Source organism: Flavobacterium sp. RSB2_4_14, assembly GCF_051547085.1.
Classification (GTDB): domain Bacteria; phylum Bacteroidota; class Bacteroidia; order Flavobacteriales; family Flavobacteriaceae; genus Flavobacterium.
The window spans coordinates 1,182,270-1,200,766 of the sequence record NZ_JBPTTL010000001.1 but is presented as its reverse complement, the minus strand read 5'-3'; the positions used below and the strand labels follow the sequence as shown (position 1 = coordinate 1,200,766).

General features: G+C 34.8%; 12 protein-coding genes and 1 tRNA gene. 7 read left to right on the top strand and 6 right to left on the bottom strand.

Going from position 1 to position 18,497, the window contains the following annotated elements:
* The first annotated feature begins 126 nt into the window (after positions 1–126).
* Both ACSVH2_RS05415 and ACSVH2_RS05410 read left to right on the top strand, forming a co-directional pair.
* A complete protein-coding gene (locus ACSVH2_RS05415) occupies positions 127–429 on the top strand; it encodes an HU family DNA-binding protein (RefSeq protein WP_396174899.1) in 303 nt (100 codons plus the stop codon).
* A 120-nt stretch (positions 430–549) separates the two neighbouring features.
* Positions 550–1,110, top strand: coding sequence for a YqgE/AlgH family protein (locus tag ACSVH2_RS05410; protein ID WP_438092124.1), 561 nt, complete (start codon positions 550–552; stop codon positions 1,108–1,110).
* Here ACSVH2_RS05410 and ACSVH2_RS05405 read toward each other — a convergent pair.
* Together ACSVH2_RS05405 and ACSVH2_RS05400 are read right to left on the bottom strand one after the other, a co-directional pair.
* Positions 1,103–1,936: an aminotransferase class IV gene (locus ACSVH2_RS05405; protein WP_438092123.1), complete on the bottom strand. Its 834-nt coding sequence runs from the start codon at positions 1,934–1,936 to the stop codon at positions 1,103–1,105. The two genes, ACSVH2_RS05410 and ACSVH2_RS05405, sit on opposite strands and share 8 nt — an antisense overlap.
* A gap of 61 nt (positions 1,937–1,997) precedes the next feature.
* Entirely contained in the window at positions 1,998–2,390 is a 393-nt protein-coding gene (locus ACSVH2_RS05400; protein ID WP_438092122.1) for an START-like domain-containing protein, read from the bottom strand.
* Positions 2,391–2,536: 146 nt separating this feature from the next.
* Between ACSVH2_RS05400 and ACSVH2_RS05395 the strand changes: the two genes are divergently transcribed.
* Together ACSVH2_RS05395 and ACSVH2_RS05390 are read left to right on the top strand one after the other, a co-directional pair.
* Positions 2,537–2,610, top strand: a tRNA-Met gene (locus tag ACSVH2_RS05395).
* A 300-nt stretch (positions 2,611–2,910) separates the two neighbouring features.
* On the top strand, positions 2,911–11,898 hold the full coding sequence (locus ACSVH2_RS05390) for a choice-of-anchor D domain-containing protein (RefSeq protein WP_438092121.1): 8,988 nt from the start codon (positions 2,911–2,913) through the stop codon (positions 11,896–11,898).
* Positions 11,899–12,189: 291 nt separating this feature from the next.
* Here ACSVH2_RS05390 and hisS read toward each other — a convergent pair whose 3' ends face one another.
* Positions 12,190–13,548, bottom strand: a complete 1,359-nt coding sequence (hisS, locus tag ACSVH2_RS05385; protein ID WP_438092120.1) for a histidine--tRNA ligase — start codon at positions 13,546–13,548, stop codon at positions 12,190–12,192.
* A gap of 175 nt (positions 13,549–13,723) precedes the next feature.
* On the opposite strand from hisS, the gene ACSVH2_RS05380 reads away from it, so the two are divergent.
* A complete protein-coding gene (locus ACSVH2_RS05380; RefSeq protein ID WP_438092119.1) occupies positions 13,724–14,968 on the top strand; it encodes an ABC transporter permease in 1,245 nt (414 codons plus the stop codon).
* Positions 14,969–15,014: 46 nt separating this feature from the next.
* Here ACSVH2_RS05380 and ACSVH2_RS05375 read toward each other — a convergent pair whose 3' ends face one another.
* The 3 genes from ACSVH2_RS05375 to ACSVH2_RS05365 are packed head-to-tail and all read right to left on the bottom strand — an operon-like array spanning position 15,015 to position 16,738.
* Complete coding sequence (locus ACSVH2_RS05375) at positions 15,015–15,368, bottom strand: four helix bundle protein (protein WP_438092118.1); 354 nt, start codon at positions 15,366–15,368, stop codon at positions 15,015–15,017.
* A gap of 41 nt (positions 15,369–15,409) precedes the next feature.
* Positions 15,410–16,264: a peptide chain release factor N(5)-glutamine methyltransferase gene (prmC, locus tag ACSVH2_RS05370; RefSeq protein WP_438092117.1), complete on the bottom strand. Its 855-nt coding sequence runs from the start codon at positions 16,262–16,264 to the stop codon at positions 15,410–15,412.
* Positions 16,265–16,738, bottom strand: a complete 474-nt coding sequence (locus ACSVH2_RS05365; RefSeq protein ID WP_438092116.1) for a GNAT family N-acetyltransferase — start codon at positions 16,736–16,738, stop codon at positions 16,265–16,267. It abuts the gene before it with no gap.
* Positions 16,739–16,855: 117 nt separating this feature from the next.
* On the opposite strand from ACSVH2_RS05365, the gene ribD reads away from it, so the two are divergent.
* Both ribD and ACSVH2_RS05355 read left to right on the top strand, forming a co-directional pair.
* Positions 16,856–17,896: a bifunctional diaminohydroxyphosphoribosylaminopyrimidine deaminase/5-amino-6-(5-phosphoribosylamino)uracil reductase RibD gene (gene ribD / locus ACSVH2_RS05360; protein WP_438092115.1), complete on the top strand. Its 1,041-nt coding sequence runs from the start codon at positions 16,856–16,858 to the stop codon at positions 17,894–17,896.
* Positions 17,889–18,497, top strand: coding sequence for an HAD family hydrolase (locus tag ACSVH2_RS05355; RefSeq protein ID WP_438092114.1), 609 nt, complete (start codon positions 17,889–17,891; stop codon positions 18,495–18,497). Before ribD ends, ACSVH2_RS05355 begins: the two co-directional genes overlap by 8 nt.

Genomic DNA, 18,497 nt, shown 5'->3' with positions numbered 1-18,497 from the left:
CTTCAAAATACTAAGAAAAGCATTGGTTTATCAACAAATAACCCAAGTTATCAACAAATTTTTGAAAAAATCACTAAATCGCTTGTACAGTAAGGAATTCCTATTAAATTTGTTACAATTAACAAAATGTTTAACCAACAATTAATAACTAACATTATGAACAAATCAGAATTAATCGATGCAATTGCAGCTGATGCAGGAATTACAAAAGCGGCAGCAAAATTAGCTTTAGAATCATTTTTAGGAAATGTAAGCGGTACCTTGAAAAAAGGTGGAAGAGTATCTTTAGTAGGTTTCGGTTCTTGGTCAGTATCTAAAAGAGCTGCAAGAGATGGAAGAAATCCACAAACTGGTAAAACTATCAAAATTGCTGCTAAAAATGTAGTTAAATTCAAAGCTGGTGCTGAATTAGACGGAGCAGTAAACTAATAATTTAGTTCTTCAAAAATATAAAAGCTACATCAAACGATGTGGCTTTTTTTATTTTACATAAATAATATTTGGTTTTTAAATATTTTTTTTGTTAACTTTATTAAAACTTTAATACATATGATTACAGAAATATTAAAGAAAGGACAATTATTAATTGCTGAACCGTCTATAATTGGTGACTTATCGTTTAATAGGTCTGTAATTTTATTGGCCGATCATAATAAAGAAGGTTCAGTTGGTTTTATATTAAACAAACCGCTCAAATACACTATTAAAGATTTACTTCCAGAAATTGAGGCCAATTTTAAAATTTATAATGGTGGTCCAGTTGAACAAGACAATTTATACTTTATCCATAATGTCCCTAACCTTATTCCTGACAGTATCGAAATTTCAAATGGAATTTTTTGGGGAGGCGATTTTGAGTTAACTAGGGACTTGATTAATAATGGGATTATAACCAAAAAAAACATTCGATTCTTCTTAGGATACACTGGTTGGGACTCGGAACAATTAGAAAGCGAAATGGAAGCTAACTCTTGGATATTAACCAAGAATATCTATGAAAATAAAATTTTAGGAAAAGCTTCTGTTCATTTTTGGAAAGAACGGATTTTAGAATTGGGTGGAGAATATTTAATTTGGTCAAACGCTCCCGAAAATCCAATTCTTAATTAATTCCATTGTTTAATTTTTCTAGTAATTGAACCGCTAATTTTACTTCAAATTCCTTTTTTCTATACTTTGTGATAGGTTGAATTCCCGTAATTACGTTTGTGATAAACAATTCGTCTGCTTTTTGTAAATCGAAAGGAGAAATTTCTCCTTCTATCACTTCAATAGTTTCAATTTGTTTGGCGAAACTGATGATTTGTTTTCTCATTATTCCATTCAAACAACCTTCTGAAATGGGTGGTGTAATTAAAGTATTACCCATCAACATAAATAGATTCCCACTAATAGACTCAATTACATTTTTCGAATCATTAATAAGCAAACAAGAATCTAATTGATTCTCCTTGGCAAAGACACTTGCCGTTACTTGAATCATCTTATTAGTTGTTTTTAGTGTAGAAAGCAACTGCTTGGTTACCACAAAATCTTTATACAAATCAACTTCAAAATTACTCTTTTCAATTTTATATGTCTTATCTAAAAGTGGTGATGCTTGAATAATAAACGAAACCGAATTTTGACTTGGCGCATAATATCCTCCTTCATTCCTATATACCGTAATCCTAACTCGAGCTGAGTTTTCGATTCCTAATTGACGTGTCAAACTCAAAATTTGATTTTCTAAAAACTCTAGCGTAAAAGACATTGGGATCTCCATCCTAACAATACGCATCGAAGCCATTAATCTAAAATAATGATCTTCAAAAAACAAGATTGTATTGTCTACAATTTTTAAAGTTTCAAAAACACCATCACCATATAAAAAAGATCGGTTGTTCACCGACAATTGTAAATTAGAATCTACAATAACACCATTAAAATTAATCATAAAAAAATCCCGTCTCGATTTTTAGAATGAGACGGGACAAATTTAACTTTAAAAAATTGAATTATATTGAGCCAATGACGTGTTTTAAATCAGAAACTTGATTTTCCCATAATAGTTTAGATTCTTCAAGTTCGTCTTCTAATGCATAGTCAACAACCATTAATGAAACATCCTTTGTAATTTCATCTTCCAAAATTCTTAATTCAAAATAATATTCAGTATCTTTATTTGACTCATCAACCCATTTAAATTTTACTTTTTCTCCCGTTTTTTTTGAAGCAAGTCTAGCGTTTTCTTCATTGCCATCCCAAATAAAAGTAAAAAACTCACCTCTTGAATTAACATTATCGGCAAACCATTCTTGCAAACCTGAAGGAGTTGATATATATTGATATAATAATTGAGGTGATGAATTTAAAGGAAATTCTAATTCGTAACGTATTTTACTATCCATGACTTGAATAAATTTTTTGGAAATATATAGAATAAAAATTAAAAAAAAAGCGTTTTTCTAAAAATTAAAAAAATAACTGCTATAAGTTTGTAGCCATAAATTTTAATTTTATATTTGCACCCGCATTCAAGGAATGCCATCTTAATGGCGAGGTAGCTCAGTCGGTTAGAGCGCAGGATTCATAACCCTGAGGTCGGGAGTTCAAATCTCCCTCTCGCTACAAAATTGAAAGGTTTGGATTTTTCCAGACCTTTTTTAATTTTATGCCATCCTATCTTTTTTCAAAAATCCACAACAATCTAATTTTCAGTATCTAAAAATATTTACTTAAAATGATAAAAAAATTATTTTATGTAAGATTTTTATATTTTAAAAATACTTTAAAGTGCATTTCGTCGATTTTTTTATGCTTTTTATCGATTATTTAAAAAACACTTTCTATTTTTGGAGTGTCAAATAATCAGATGAAGAAAAATTAAAACTTCATTTAAATAATTAAGAATAACTAAAACCCCGAGTTATGAAAAATTTATTACTTAAGTTAAATGAAAAAAAATGTATATCATTAATTACACTTTTACTAGTAATTAATTTCGGATATACCCAAACATCACAAACATTCACAACACCTGGTTTAGGTTCTGTTGTTATACCAGCTGGTGTAACAACAATTACTGTTGAAGCCTGGGGTGCAGGTGGTGGTGGTGGAAGCAGTAACAATACTAATTCTAATGGTGGTTCTGGCGGCGGTGGCGGTGCCTATGCTAGAGGAATACATACCGTAACTCCTGGTAGTACCTATTATTATACCGTAGGGACAAAGGGAACAGGTGGTCCTGCAAACAGTACAGTTGTTCCAACAGCAGGAACTGTTTCTTGGTTTAAAGCTATCGCATCTTCAATGACTCCTCCAACAAATTTTGGAAACGGAGCATTAGCTAATGGCGGTGGTGCAGGAGTAAATAACTCTAATACTTCACCAAACAATGGTGGAACTGCATTTGGAAATAATGCCTTTATCACAGGTGCAACTGGAGCTGCAGGAAGCAACAGCGGTGGTGGAAATGGAGGTACAGCTGCAGGTGTAGGTGGTGGAACTGGCGGAAATGGCTCAAATTCTTCAGATGGAAGTAATGGAAATCCTCCTGGTGGTGGTGGTGGTGGAAGTGACGATGCTGCTTCTAGAAAGGGTGGTGATGGTGGTCATGGTCAAGTAAGAATAACTTGGACTTGCCCAACTTATTCTCTTACCTCAGCCACTACAGCAACGGGTCCATTTTGTGGCACATCAACTTCTGATGTAACTTTAAGTTCAACTTCAATACCAACAGGAACTTATACTGTAACGTATAACCTGTCTGGAGCAACTTCAGCAACAGGAGTTACTGCTACGATGAATTTTACTGTAGGAACACCAGGTACTGGAACATTTACAACTCCTATATTAAATATTGGAACTACCAATATAACAATTACCAATCTAGCATCGGGAACAGTATGTTCAAATTCTGTAAGTTCAAATAATACTGCAAGTGTAATAATTAATACAAGTAACAGTATCTCATTAACCTCAGCAATTGGGACCGATAACCAAACTAGATGTGTGGGTTCAGCAATAACTACAATCACATATAATACAGCTGGTGCCACTGGTGCTACAATTTCAGGATTACCTGCTGGTGTTTCGGGTTCATGGGCTGGAAATGTAGTTACAATTTCAGGGACACCTTCTCTTATCGGAACTTATAATTACACTATTACTTTAACAGGTGGTTGTGGAACTTCAACTGCAACAGGAACAATAATCGTTTCAACATCAAATACCATTGCATCAGGAATTAACAGAACAGCTTGTATTAATAATGCAATCTCAACTATCAATTTAGCAACGACAGGTGCTACTGGTGCAACTTTCTCTGGATTACCAACTGGTATTTCAGGTTCATGGGCTGCTAATATGGCTACTATTTCGGGTACACCAACTGTAGCTGGAACATTCAACTATACGGTTACAACTTTAGGAGGATGTGCTCCAGTAACAGCAACAGGAACAATTACGGTTACACCTTTAAATACCATTGCTGCTGGAATTAACAGAACAACTTGTATTAATACTGCTGTTACAAGCATCACTTTAGCAACAACAGGTGCAACTGGTGCTACTGTAACGGGTTTACCTGCTGGTGTTACTGGAACTTGGGCAACTAATCAAGTTACTATAAGCGGAACTCCAACTGCTTCTGGTACATTCAATTATACTGTTACAACGACTGGTGGTTGTCCTCCAGCTACAACTACTGGAACAATTACGGTTAATCCTTTAAATACGATTGCAGCTGGAAGTAACATAACAACTTGTATCAACTCAGCAATCACTTCGATAACTTTAGCAACAACCGGAGCAACTGGAGCAACATTCACAGGATTACCTGCTGGTGTTACAGGTTCATGGGCGGCGAATATGGCTACTATTTCAGGTACGCCAACCGCTTCTGGTACTTTTAACTACACCGTTACAACTACGGGTGGTTGTCTTCCTGCAACAACAACAGGAACAATTACAGTTACTCCTTTAAATACCATTGCTGCTGGAGTTAACAGAACAACTTGTGTAAATACGGCAATCACAAGCATCACTTTAGCAACAACTGGAGCCACTGGAGCAACATTCACAGGATTACCTGCTGGTGTTACAGGTTCGTGGGCGGCTAATGTGGCTACTATTTCGGGAACGCCAACTGCTTCGGGTACTTTTAACTACACGGTTACCACAACAGGTGGTTGTGGAACTATAACTACTGGTGGAACAATTACTGTTACTAATAACACCATAACTTTAGCTTCTGCGGCTGGAACAGATAACCAAACAAGATGTATTAGTACTGTTATTACTCAAATAAGATATAATACAACTGGTGCTACTGGTGCTACAGTTACTGGTTTACCAGCGGGTGTTAATGGTTCTTGGGCAGCTAATCAAGTTAATATTATAGGAACACCTACTGTTTCTGGAATATTCAACTATACGGTTACCACCACAGGTGGTTGTGCTCCAGTAACAGCAACAGGAACAATTACAGTAAACCCTTTAAACACGATTGCAGCTGGAAGTAATAGAACAAATTGTGTTAATACAGCAATTACAAGTATCACTTTAGCAACAACTGGAGCAACTAGCGTAACATTCACTGGATTACCTGCTGGTGTAACGGGTTCATGGTCGGCTAATGTGGCTACTATTTCGGGAACACCTACTGCTTCTGGAACATTTAACTATACAGTTACTACAACAGGTGGTTGTCTTCCTGCAACAACAACAGGAACAATTACGGTTACACCTTTAAATAACATTGCTGCGGGAGTTAACAGAACAACTTGTAATAATTCATCAATTACAAATATCACTTTAGCAACTACTGGAGCTACTGGAGCAACAATCACTGGATTACCTGCTGGTGTAACTGGAAACTGGGCCGCTAATCTAGTTACGATAAGCGGAACGCCAACAGCTTCTGGTTCTTTTCCTTACACGGTTACTTTAACGGGTGGTTGTGGAACTGTAACTACTAGTGGAACCATTACTGTTACACCAAATAATACTATAACTTTAGCTTCTGCTGCTGGAACGGATAACCAAACAATGTGTATTAGTACTGCTATTACTCAAATAAGATATAATACAACTGGTGCAACTGGTGCTACATTCTCTGGATTACCAGCTGGTGTAACTGGTTCTTGGGCAAGTAATGTTGCCACTATTAGTGGTACACCAACTGTTTCTGGAATATTTAACTATACGGTTACTACCACTGGTGGTTGTCCTCTAACAACAGTAACTGGAACTATTACTGTTAATGCTAATAATTCTATTACTTTAACTTCTGCAGTTGGAACGAACAACCAAAATATATGTATTAATACACCTATAACAAATATTACCTATACTACTGTTTCGGCTACTGGAGCTACTTTCTCTGGATTACCTGCTGGTGTTACTGGAAACTGGGCTGCTAATGCAGTAACCATTTCGGGTGCTCCTACTGGTTTAGGAACATTTAATTATACTGTTACTTTGACAGGTGGTTGTGGACCTCTAACAACGGCTACTGGTACTTTTACCGTTACTCCAGTTCCAACAATCACAGGTACAACTCCTGGTTCAAGAACGGGTGCTGGAACAGTAAACCTTGGAGCAACGGCAAGTGCAGGTACTATAAACTGGTATGCTGCTGCTACTGGTGGTGCTAGCTTAGGCACTGGAACATCTTTTACTACACCTGTTATTTCAACTACTACTACTTTTTATGTGGATGCTACCAATAATGGTTGTACCACAGGTACGAGAACGGCAGTGGTAGCAACTGTTAATTATGGTGAAATAGATGTTTTAGGAAATGCGACTTCTATTGTTAGCGGAGATATAACTCCTTCCTTAACAGATTGGACAGATTTTGGATCAACAAACATAAGTAGAACTTTCACTATTCGCAATACAGGTAGTGCATTACTAACGATTGGTACAATTTCTATTTCTGGTACAAATGCAAGTGAATTTAGTGTTACTAGTGCTCCAAGCGCTATAGTTGCAGTTGGTTCTAGTACCACATTCACTGTAACTTTTGCACCAACAGCCGTTGGAGTAAGAACAGCTACTATTACACTTTCAAACAATGATACCGACGAAAACCCATTTACTTTTGACATACAAGGTACTGGTGTTGAACAAGAAATTGATATTCAAGGAAACGCGATTTCAATTCTGGATGGTGATACTACCCCAAGCACGGCAGATTGGACAGATTTTAGTAACGTTGCAGGAACTAGAACTTTTACTATCCGTAATCTAGGGAATATTGCTTTATCTATTGGTGCAATTACTATAACAGGTACAAATGCAGGTGACTTTACAATTACTACTCCACCAAGTGCAACAATAGCTGCATATGGAACTACTACATTTACAGTAACATTTTCGCCTAGTGCTATCAATTCAAGAACGGCTACAATTAATATTGTAAATAACGATAATACTGAAAATCCGTATAATTTTGCCATACAAGGATTTGGGATAATACCTGAAATAGATGTACAAGGAAATGCAACTTCAATTGTTGATGGTGACGTAACTCCTTCTCTTTCAGACTGGACAGATTTCGGTTCAACATCTGCTACAAGAACTTATACAATATTCAATTTTGGAAATATCGCATTAACTGTTGGAACTATAACAATTACTGGAGCTAATGCTTCTGAGTTCACGGTTACTACTTTCCCAAGTGCAACAGTAGCTGCTTTCAGTAGTACTACTTTTGTAGTAACCTTCACACCAACTACCACTGGAGTCAGAACAGCTACAATCAATATTGATAATAATGACAGTAATGAAAATCCATATAATTTTAACATTCAAGGAACTGGTACTCCAAGAGAAATTGATGTAGAAGGACTTAGTTTATCCATTTCAAATGGAGATGCTGTACCTTCAGTTTCAGATGGAACAGATTTTGGTCCAGCCGATATAAATTTGGCGACTGTAACTCGTACTTTTTCTATAAGAAATACAGGTTCGCTTGCCTTAACAATCTCTAACCCAACAATTACAGGACTTAATGCTTCAGAATTCAGCATTTCAGCTAATCCAAGCACCCTTGTAATTGGAGCTGGAGATAGTACAACTTTTTCAGTAACTTTCAATCCTAGTGGGGTTTTTACAAGAGTTGCTCAAATTAATATTGTAAATAACGATAGCGATGAAAACCCATATACTTTCGTTATTCAAGGGACAGGTTTATTAGACAACGACGGTGATGGAGTAGAAAATAATTTAGATCAAGATGATGATAATGATGGAATTATTGACACCATAGAATGTGGAACTTGTATTAGTGACCCTTTTGTAAATGGTGGTTTTGAAACACCTGTAATAGCACCTACTAGTTATAGTATTGCTCCTGATGCCAACGTACCTGGATGGACAAATAGTGCAGAAGCTTTTATTGAAATTTGGAGTACTGGTTTTAATGGAGTGCCAGCAGCAGCTGGAAATCAATTTGCCGAATTAAATGCTAATGTGGCAGGAACATTGTATCAATCATTTTGTTTAAATGGTGCAGGTGGAACTATCAACTGGGCAATTAAACACAGAGGTAGATCAGGAACAGATAGAGCCGATGTACGATTTGGAGAAACTTTAGCTTTAGCTCAAAGTTCAAGTCCTGTGGCGATTATGATCGATGGAAATACATCTTGGGGATCGTATTCAGGGACTTATAACATTCCAGTTGGACAAACCAGTATTGTTTTAGCATTTGTTGCTGTATCATCAGTAGGTGGTTTATCATATGGTAATTTTATTGATGATGTACAAATTATCATCAACCAAAACTGTATTGACTCTGATGGTGATGGAATAGCTGACTTATTAGATGTTGATGATGAAAATGATGGTATTTCAGATGTTGAAGAAGCAGGATTTAAAGCCTATAGTAATGGCTTATCAACTATGGATAGAAGTGCTGCTGTGACATGGGTTGATGCCAACACAAACGGACTTAATGATTATATTGACGCAATGATTTCTGGAGGTACATATTCATTACCTGATACTGATGGTGATGGAACTCCAAATTATTTAGATCTTGATAGTGATAACGACACATTATTTGATGTGGATGAAGCAGGATTATTCAATGGTGATGGAGATATTACTGGTGATGGAAAAGGTGACGGATTAGATACAGAAGGTGATGGATTATTAAACTTATACGATAACTCATCTACTTTCGGAACAACAACAAGAGCGTATGCTCAAGACTCTGATGGTAATGGTACGCCAGATTATTTACAGTTAGACTCTAATGATGATGGTATCAATGATATACAAACTGGTTTATATGCAAGTTTTGATGTTAATAATGACGGTATAATTGACGGAACAGGAGACACAGACAGAGATGGTATCTTAAATGTTTTTGATACAAATGATGTTGTAAAAGGTTCACCAAGAGATATAGACAGAAAACTGTTCTTAGATTTTGATGGTAGAAATGATTATGCTGAAGACTCTTCAATACTTGGAGGTTTAACTAATGCTTCTTTAATGGCGTGGATTGACCTAAATAGTGCATACAACGGAATTGGTGTTGTAGTAGGACAAAATAGATTTCATATTAGAGTTACTGGTTCTAAAATATTACAAGCTGTTGCTAACGGAACAATATTATCTTTTGGAACACCTTTAAATACTGCTCAATGGTATCATGTTGCGGCTACTTATGCTAATGGAAATTTAACACTGTATTTAAATGGAAAAGTAGTTGCTTCGCAAGCATTGACCGCTGGACCTATCAATGCAGATGCATCAAGATTAACTTTAGGTAAAAACGCTGTTTCAAATACTCAGTATTTCAGAGGAAAAATTGATGAGGTAAGAGTATTTAATGTTGCTCTAACAACAGATCAAGTTCAAAGAATGGTATACCAAGAAATTCAAAATACTGCGTCGCAAGTAAGAGGTGCTATTGTACCTAAAGACATTGGTTCACTTCCATTTGCAAACGTATTGAAATATTACAGAATGGATACTTATAAAGATGATATTGTTGATGATTTAACAACTCCATCAATAGATACTGGAACTGGAATGAAGTTGTATAATCATAAAGTAATCAATGTGCAACAAGCGCCAATGCCATTTACAACTGTAAGAGCAGGATCATTTGCTACCGCAGTAAATGATGTAACCAAAGACATCAGAGGTATGGATGTTATTGACTATGATGCTTCTATTATCCAAGTAAAACACAATATTACTGAAACGGCTAATAATACCGATTTAGCAATGTTTGTAGATGCAGGAGTTACAGTGAATATGACAAACGATACAAAAATACAAAACGATTGGTATTTAGAATTGGATGGAAAAATTGACTTAGTAGGTAAATCACAATTGGTACAAACTGCTAACAGCGATTTAGATGTAACAAGTGCTGGATTTATTGAAAGAGACCAAGAAGGAGATCCTAATAGATTTAACTATAACTACTGGTCATCGCCTGTAAGTTCAATCAACAATACTTCTATTAATCATGGATTTACGGTGAATGGAGTAATGAAAGATGGTACCACTACTACACCACAAAACATCACTTGGACAAGTGGTATCAATGGTGCACCAACTAGCCCAATTACATTGAGTAGCTATTGGATATTCAAATTCCAAAATTTAAATAACAGCTATGCAAACTGGGCATCAGTGGGACAAAACGGTACACTATTAGCAGGTCAAGGGTTTACTATGAAAGGAAGTGGTGCTGCAACGCCAAATCAAAACTATACTTTTGTAGGTAAACCAAATAACGGAACAATCACATCACCTGTTTCTGCTAACAACTTAAACCTTTGTGGTAATCCATATGCTTCTGCCATAGATGCTGACCAATTTATTGATGACAATGCCGCTAGTATAAAAGGTACATTGTTTTTCTGGGAACATTTTGACACCAATACTTCGCACAACACAGTGGAATATCAAGGTGGTTATGCAACTTACACAAAAGTAGGTGGAACAGCTCCAGTAGCTCCAGTAGGAATAAGTGGTTTGGGTGCAAGTAGTAAAACGCCAAAAAGATTTATCCCAGTAGGACAAGGTTTCTTTGTAACAGGTACACCAACTGGAGGAACAATTACTTTTAACAATGGTCAAAGACTATTTGTGAAAGAAGATAACTCAAGTTCATATACTTTGTTTAGAAATAGTAACCCTACTGTTTCCTCAACTGCAGCTAACAATAATGCTAATGACAGCTTTGTAACAGAAGAGTTCATGAAATTGAGATTAGGATATACCTCAACTAACAATTACCACAGACAAATATTGTTAGGATTTATGGATCAAAATGCAACTGCCGGTTATGATGAAGGATATGATGGATTGAGCATTGAGACTTTAACAAATGATATGTATTTCATGCAAGGCACAAACAAATTGAACATACAAGGAGACGGTTATTTTAATGTAAATAATGTTTACCCATTAGGTGTTAAAAATGCTACGGCTGGAAACGTGAAATTCGGTATCGATAACAAAGAGAATTTTAATGATGACCAAGAAATCTATATTTATGACAATCAAAACAATCAATACCACAGCATAAAATCGCAAGATTTTGAAATCAATTTGCCAGCTGGTGTGACTGAAAATAGATTTTCTCTTCGCTTTACAACCTCAACTTCATTGGGAACAAATGATAATGAGATACAAAATGAAATTGGAATCATCCATTCTCAATCAGATAATATCATTACTATCAAAAATGAATTGCTAAGTGTTGAAATTAAATCCGTAATGCTTTTCAATCTTGTTGGGCAAAGAATAACGACTTGGGATATTGAAAATCCAACACAAACAAAAATTGAATTGCCTGTTATTAATGTGAGCACTGGTGCTTATATTGTTAAAGTAATCACCGATAAAGGTGATGTTACCAAAAAAATACTTGTAAAATAATATCTTGTTCAGCTGATTATTTGACACTAACTAGCGCTTTTTGTAAGCACAAGAATAAATTCCCTGCCACTCGGCGGGGATTTTTATTTTAACTTATAGGTTCTGTGCGTACTATATATATCTGAAACGTTCAGGATACTATCCTCTGGGCGTACTATATATATCCGAAGCTTTGGGGATACTATACTCTGGGCGTACTATATATATAGAAATGGTTTCGCATATATGGGTCTGAGCGTACCCTATATATAGAAACCATTTTTAACTGCTTGTACTAAATGTACAATAATCTTAAACTAATTTTTCAATAAGTGTATTTATGTCTACCGAGAGTTGCACTCCCGTTTGAATATCTTTCAGCATGAAGGTATTGCCCGCTATCTCTTTTACCACAAACAAAATTCCGCGACGTTCAGCATGCTTAAACTGTTTGTCAATCTTGGCATTGTCGGGATACATTTCGGCTTTAATATTTTGCTCACGCAAATGGGTTACAGCTTTCATCGCTTCAAAATTTTGGCTTTCGCCGAAGTTTAAAAACAATACTTTCGTAGAAGACGTTACGGTTTGCGGAAATAAATTTAGCTCCTCGAGCACGAGATAAATTCTATCCAGTCCAAAAGAAATCCCAACACCACTCATGTTTTTCAAACCAAAAATCCCAGTCAAATCATCATATCGTCCGCCACCACCTATGGAACCCATCGAAACTGTGGCTGGCGCTGCTACTTCAAAAATAGCACCCGTATAATAATTTAATCCTCTTGCCAATGTCACATCCAAATCTAAAATAGCTTTTTGCAACCCTAATTTTGTAACGTTATCACACACAAAGCGTAACTCTTCAATTCCTTTTTTTCCTTCTTCCGAAGTAGAAAGTAAAGCGGTAAGTTTTTCTAATTTTTCATGGATAGTTCCCGAAAACGTAAACAAAGGTTGCACTTTTAAAATCGCACTTTCCGAAATACCTTTTTCTAACATTTCGTTCTTCACGCCTTCCTCACCTATTTTGTCCAATTTATCCAATGCCACAGTAAAATCAATCAATTTATCCGAAGCGCCAATTACCTCAGCAATACCCGAAAGAATTTTTCGATTATTGATTTTGATAGTAACACCATTCAAACCTAAGTCCGAAAAAACAGAATCATACAATTGTACCAATTCTACTTCTTGCCATAAAGACGTTGACCCAACAACATCAGCATCGCATTGATAAAACTCTCTGAAACGCCCTTTTTGCGGTCGGTCTGCTCTCCAAACGGGTTGTATTTGGTAACGCTTGAAAGGAAATTCTATCTCGCTTTGGTGTTGGACTACATAACGTGCAAAAGGTACCGTTAAGTCATAACGCAACGCTTTTTCAGATATCTTTCCAGTAAGCTTTTTATAGTTTATGGTAGTTAATTCCTCTGGTGAAACTTTATCCAAATAATCTCCTGAATTCAATATCTTAAAAATCAAACGATCGCCTTCTTCTCCGTATTTTCCCATCAGGGTTTCAGAATTTTCAAAGGATGGTGTTTCTATAGGTTGATAACCAAATTTCTCAAAATGATTTCGCATAATTGAAACAATATAATTACGCTTTGAAACTTCTGTAGGAGAAAAATCTCTGGTACCTTTTGGAATACTTGGTTTTTGTGCCATCTTAATTAGTTATGAATTACGAATTACGAATTATCAAAAAAAAAACAGTAATTAACCGTTATTCGTAATTGACAATTCGTAATTGACTTTGCAAATATCTTATTTTTAAAATTATTTACACAACCAATCCAATATTCTTGTAACAAATGATGTATTTTAGTGTCAAATTATCGTTATGATTGGATTATTTAGAGAAAATGTAAAAATAGCGTTGGGTTCAATAAAAACTCAATTACTTCGAACTGTGTTGACAGTAATAATTATAGCCATTGGAATTACTGCATTAGTGGGAATTTTAACTGTGGTTGCAGCTATTGATAATAGTTTGAATTCAAGTTTTGCAACAATGGGTTCAAACACTTTTAATATTAATCAATATGAAAACAGAAACCGTAGGAGCAGCAGTTTAGAAGTTCAAAAAAATAACCCTATCATTTCCTATATTGAAGCAAAAAGGTACAAAGAACTCTACAATTATCCTTTAACACAAACCTCTTTATCGTTTATAGCAACTTCTAATGCTGAAGTAAAATATGAAAATAAAAAAACTGACCCAGAAATTACAGTTATTGGTATTGATGAATATTATATGACTAACTCTGGTCTTGAGGCCACTCAAGGTAGAAACTTTAATAGTTTTGATATTTCAAATAATGTTTATAACTGCATCATTGGCTCTGATTTTGTTTCAAAAGGTTTGTTTAAAGACACCAATCCTATAGGAAAAATGCTCTCTATTCGTGGCGCTAAGTTCAAAGTAGTTGGTGTGCTCAAAGAACGAGGTTCAACCTTCGGAAACAGCCAAGATTTACGCGTCTTAATTCCAATACAAGTAGCACGTTCCATGTTTTCTGCACCTAATATCAATTACTCTTTGAGCACAATGATTGAAAAAAAAGAATTGCTTGATGATGCTGTTGATTATGCACTCAATACTATGCGAAAAGTGAGAAAACTAAGCCCAGTAGAAGACAATAATTTTGGCATTTCTAGGAGCGATGACCTAATAAACAGAATAGCAAATATTACAGGCGTATTAAGTATTTCTGCATGGGTAATGGGTATCATTACTATTCTTGGTTCTTCTATCGCATTAATGAATATTATGGTAGTTTCTGTAACCGAAAGAACAAGAGAAATTGGGGTTAGAAAAGCTCTTGGCGCTACAAAAAGAACCATTGCCTTTCAATTTTTTATTGAAACGCTAACCATTGGCCAAATTGGTGGCCTTTTCGGAATTGTATTCGGAATATTAATTGGATATGGAATATGCTTGGCAGCAGGTTGGGACTTTGTAATTCCTTGGCAAGCGATTTTTGCTGCTTTTGCTACTAGTTTTGTAGTTGCATTAGTTTCTGGCTTATATCCAGCAATCAAAGCCTCACAACTTGATCCAATTGAAGCGTTGCGATATGAGTAAAAGTTAGAAGTACGAGGTACAAAATACGAGGTATAAAAATTAAAAACTACTTTTTATTTTGGTTATTTCTCGCGGTTTTGATAGAAGCTACAACAATTGCTAAAATTTCATTTCCTTCTTTTAGAAGTCTTAGCATTTCTGTTTTCAACTCATCATTTTCATTAATCTCTAATAAAATTTCAATAAAAAAATTAGACTCATCTGCTTCCTCTTCTACTATTTTTAATTTGTTTATAAAATCAGCAGTAGATTTTGCTATTTGTGATGATCTATAATTTGCCCCAACTGAACTTGAACATCTTATTAGTTGATTAACATAGGCGTTGTATTCTCTAGAGTTTGGTAACTTTGAACATAAAAGTGAACAATCAACTGTAAACTTTTTAGTTCTATCTTTCATATTTATCATAAGTTTATTTTTTTCTTTTAATTTCGTATTTCTTACCTCGTACATTTAATCATTCTGTCATTCCCATATATATCCTTGTGAAGTATGACTTTTTTAAATCCAAAACTTTCTACTAATTCTAGCGTTTCTTTGCCTAAATATTGATTAATTTCAAAATAAAGTTGTCCATTTGGATTTAGATTCTTCTGAGCTAACTGAGCTATTTTTCTATAAAAAAGCAAGGCATCGTCATCATCTACAAACAATGCCAAATGGGGTTCATTTTCCAAAACATTGGGGTTTATTTCCGCTTTTTCTAAATTTCTAACATAAGGCGGATTAGAAACAATAATATCAAATTGCTGTCCTAAATCTTCGGTTTCAAGTATATTTTTTAAAAGAAAAGTGACTTCAACTGAATTGAGTGCTGCATTCTTAGTAGCAGTTTCCAATGCTTTTTCCGAAACATCGATAGCAAAAACTTCAGCATGGGGTAAATTCTTTTTTAAAGCAATAGGAATACAACCACTGCCCGTTCCAATATCTAGAATTTTTAATGTGGAATTGGAAACTTTTGACTTGAAATTGGAAACAATCAAATCAACTAATTCTTCGGTTTCTGGCCTTGGAATTAATACCGATGGATTGACTAAAAAGCGCAAACCATAAAACTCCGTTTCTCCTAAAATATATTGAATAGGTTTTTGTTTTTTTAATGCTGACAAAACACTTTCCCATTGTTCTCGTTGCAAAGTGTCCATTTCCATTTCGGGATGCAAGGCCAAATCTATTCGTTTTTTTTGATGGAATTTTTCTAACGTTAAATAAAAAAAACTCTCGATTTCCTTTTCATCATACAATGTGGAAAGTTCTTGAAGAAAAATGGTTTTGTAATTTTTAAGTAGCATTTATAATTTCTTTATCATCCAAACCGGACAAGTAGTATGACCAGTATTTCCTATAGGTGAACTAAGGTATTCAAAACCTACTTTGGTATATAAACTTTGAGCTACCTTCATTTCGGGTAAGGTTTCAAGATAACAGTAGGAATATCCAAATTCGGATGCCTTTTCTATACATTTATTAATCATTTGCAATCCTAGTCCTTTTCCTCTAGCTTCCTTTAGAAAGTACATTTTCTGCAATTCACAGATGTTCTCCTCAGTATTTTCTAATTGGCTCACTCCTGCTCCACCTATAATTTTTCCATTATTTTCAATCACAAAATAGGCAGCACGTGGTTTATCATATGCTTCAAACATAAAATCCAATTGGGTATCGGCAAATGCCGTTCCTGTTTTTGGATAATCATCCGAAATAAAAACTTCCCGAATTACGGCTGCAATTTGCTGATTATCTTCCTTTTGAATTTCTCTGATCATTTCATTGATTTTAGATTGAGTATTAACGAATGTTGATTTCAGACTAGATTTATTATACTTCAAAAATCTTAAATCGTTAATCTTAAATCACTATTCAAATTTAACTATTTTTGTGAGGTGAAGATACATGAAAAATATATAAATCGCTGTATTGAATTGGCCAAAAATGGTTTGGGAACAACCTATCCAAACCCATTAGTAGGCAGTGTGATTGTATATAACAACAAAATTATTGGTGAAGGTTGGCACCGAAAAGCAGGCGAATCCCATGCCGAAGTCAATGCTATAAATTCAGTCAAAGACAAATCGTTACTTTCAAAAGCTACTATTTATGTTTCTTTAGAACCTTGCAGTCATTATGGCAAAACACCACCATGTTGCGATATGATTATTGCTTCTAAAATTCCAAATGTGGTAGTGGGCACTATTGATCCAAACAGTAAAGTTGCTGGCACTGGCATAAAACGATTGATGGAAAACGGCATCAATGTTACGCTTGGCATTTTGGAAAAAGAATGCAACGAATTGAACAAACGCTTTTTTACTTTTCACAACAAAAAGCGACCTTACATCATCCTGAAATGGGCAGAAAGTAGTGATGGGTTTATCGCACCATTAACCAAAGAAAGAAAAGAACCCGTTTGGATTACCAATGAATTTTCAAGACAGTTAGTTCACAAATGGCGTAGTGAGGAGCAAGCAATTTTAGTGGGAACAAATACCGTAATTGAAGATAATCCAAAACTGGATGTTCGGGATTGGACAGGAAAAAATCCAATTAGAATTATTCTTGACAGAAAAGGTAAAATATCCGATGATTACTTTGTTAAAGACAAAAAGACAAAAACAATTAGTATAACTGAAGAAGAAAATTTAACAAATAGTGTAAATCTTATTTATGAAAGTAGTATATTTGATGTTAAACTTTCGAAAAAAATAGGCGATATTTCATATAATAATGACATTCAATCCATACTAATTGAAGGAGGAAGTCAAACTATTCAAACTTTCATAGATGAAAATCTTTGGGACGAAGCGAGAGTATTTATTGGAAATAAAAATCTAAACAACGGGATAAAAGCACCTGTGATAAAAGGAATTTTCGACACAAAAAAAATTAAAGAAGACCAACTTAAACTTTTTATAAATCATGATTAACACTATTATTTTTGATTTTGGCGATGTTTTCATCAACCTAGATAAAGAAGCATCCATCGAGGAGTTTAAAAAATTAGGATTAGATGGTCCAAATGAGGATTTATTAGCTCACAATGATTTATTCGAAAAAGGAAAAATTACAGAATTACAATTTATTGAAACTTTTCAAAAATACATTCCTAACGCGAGTATTGAAGATATTAGAAAAGCTTGGAATGCTTCCATTGGCGATTTTCCGCTACACCGATTAGAATTTTTACAGTTGCTTTCTAGTAAATACCGCTTGTTTCTATTAACCAACACTGACTCTATTCACATTAGCCGCTTTGAACACAAAGTTGATATGAGTTTTTATAGCGATTTTTATCGTTGCTTTGAAAAAGTGTATTACTCTTATGAAATGGGAATGAGAAAACCCGACCCAGAAATTTTCAATACTTTAATTCGCAAACACGACTTGTCTCCCAAAAGAACCTTATTTGTAGATGATAAAAAATCAAACACTGACATAGCAGAAAGTTTGGGCTTACATGTGTGGAATTTAAAAGTTGGCGAAGAAGATGTAGTGCAATTATTTGAACAAAAACACCTTCCCTTTTAA

Bases quoted from the DNA above. Each gene is read 5' to 3' on its own strand.
- ACSVH2_RS05405 (WP_438092123.1), bottom strand. From the start codon at position 1,936: ATGATTAATTTTAATGGTGTTATTGTAGATTCTAATTTACAATTGTCG.
- ACSVH2_RS05355 (WP_438092114.1), top strand. From the start codon at position 17,889: ATGATTAACACTATTATTTTTGATTTTGGCGATGTTTTCATCAACCTA.
- ACSVH2_RS05380 (WP_438092119.1), top strand. From the start codon at position 13,724: ATGATTGGATTATTTAGAGAAAATGTAAAAATAGCGTTGGGTTCAATA.
- ACSVH2_RS05390 (WP_438092121.1), top strand. From the start codon at position 2,911: ATGAAAAATTTATTACTTAAGTTAAATGAAAAAAAATGTATATCATTA.
- ACSVH2_RS05410 (WP_438092124.1), top strand. From the start codon at position 550: ATGATTACAGAAATATTAAAGAAAGGACAATTATTAATTGCTGAACCG.
- ACSVH2_RS05400 (WP_438092122.1), bottom strand. From the start codon at position 2,390: ATGGATAGTAAAATACGTTACGAATTAGAATTTCCTTTAAATTCATCA.
- prmC (WP_438092117.1), bottom strand. From the start codon at position 16,264: ATGCTACTTAAAAATTACAAAACCATTTTTCTTCAAGAACTTTCCACA.
- ACSVH2_RS05415 (WP_396174899.1), top strand. From the start codon at position 127: ATGTTTAACCAACAATTAATAACTAACATTATGAACAAATCAGAATTA.
- ACSVH2_RS05375 (WP_438092118.1), bottom strand. From the start codon at position 15,368: ATGAAAGATAGAACTAAAAAGTTTACAGTTGATTGTTCACTTTTATGT.
- ACSVH2_RS05365 (WP_438092116.1), bottom strand. From the start codon at position 16,738: ATGATCAGAGAAATTCAAAAGGAAGATAATCAGCAAATTGCAGCCGTA.
- hisS (WP_438092120.1), bottom strand. From the start codon at position 13,548: ATGGCACAAAAACCAAGTATTCCAAAAGGTACCAGAGATTTTTCTCCT.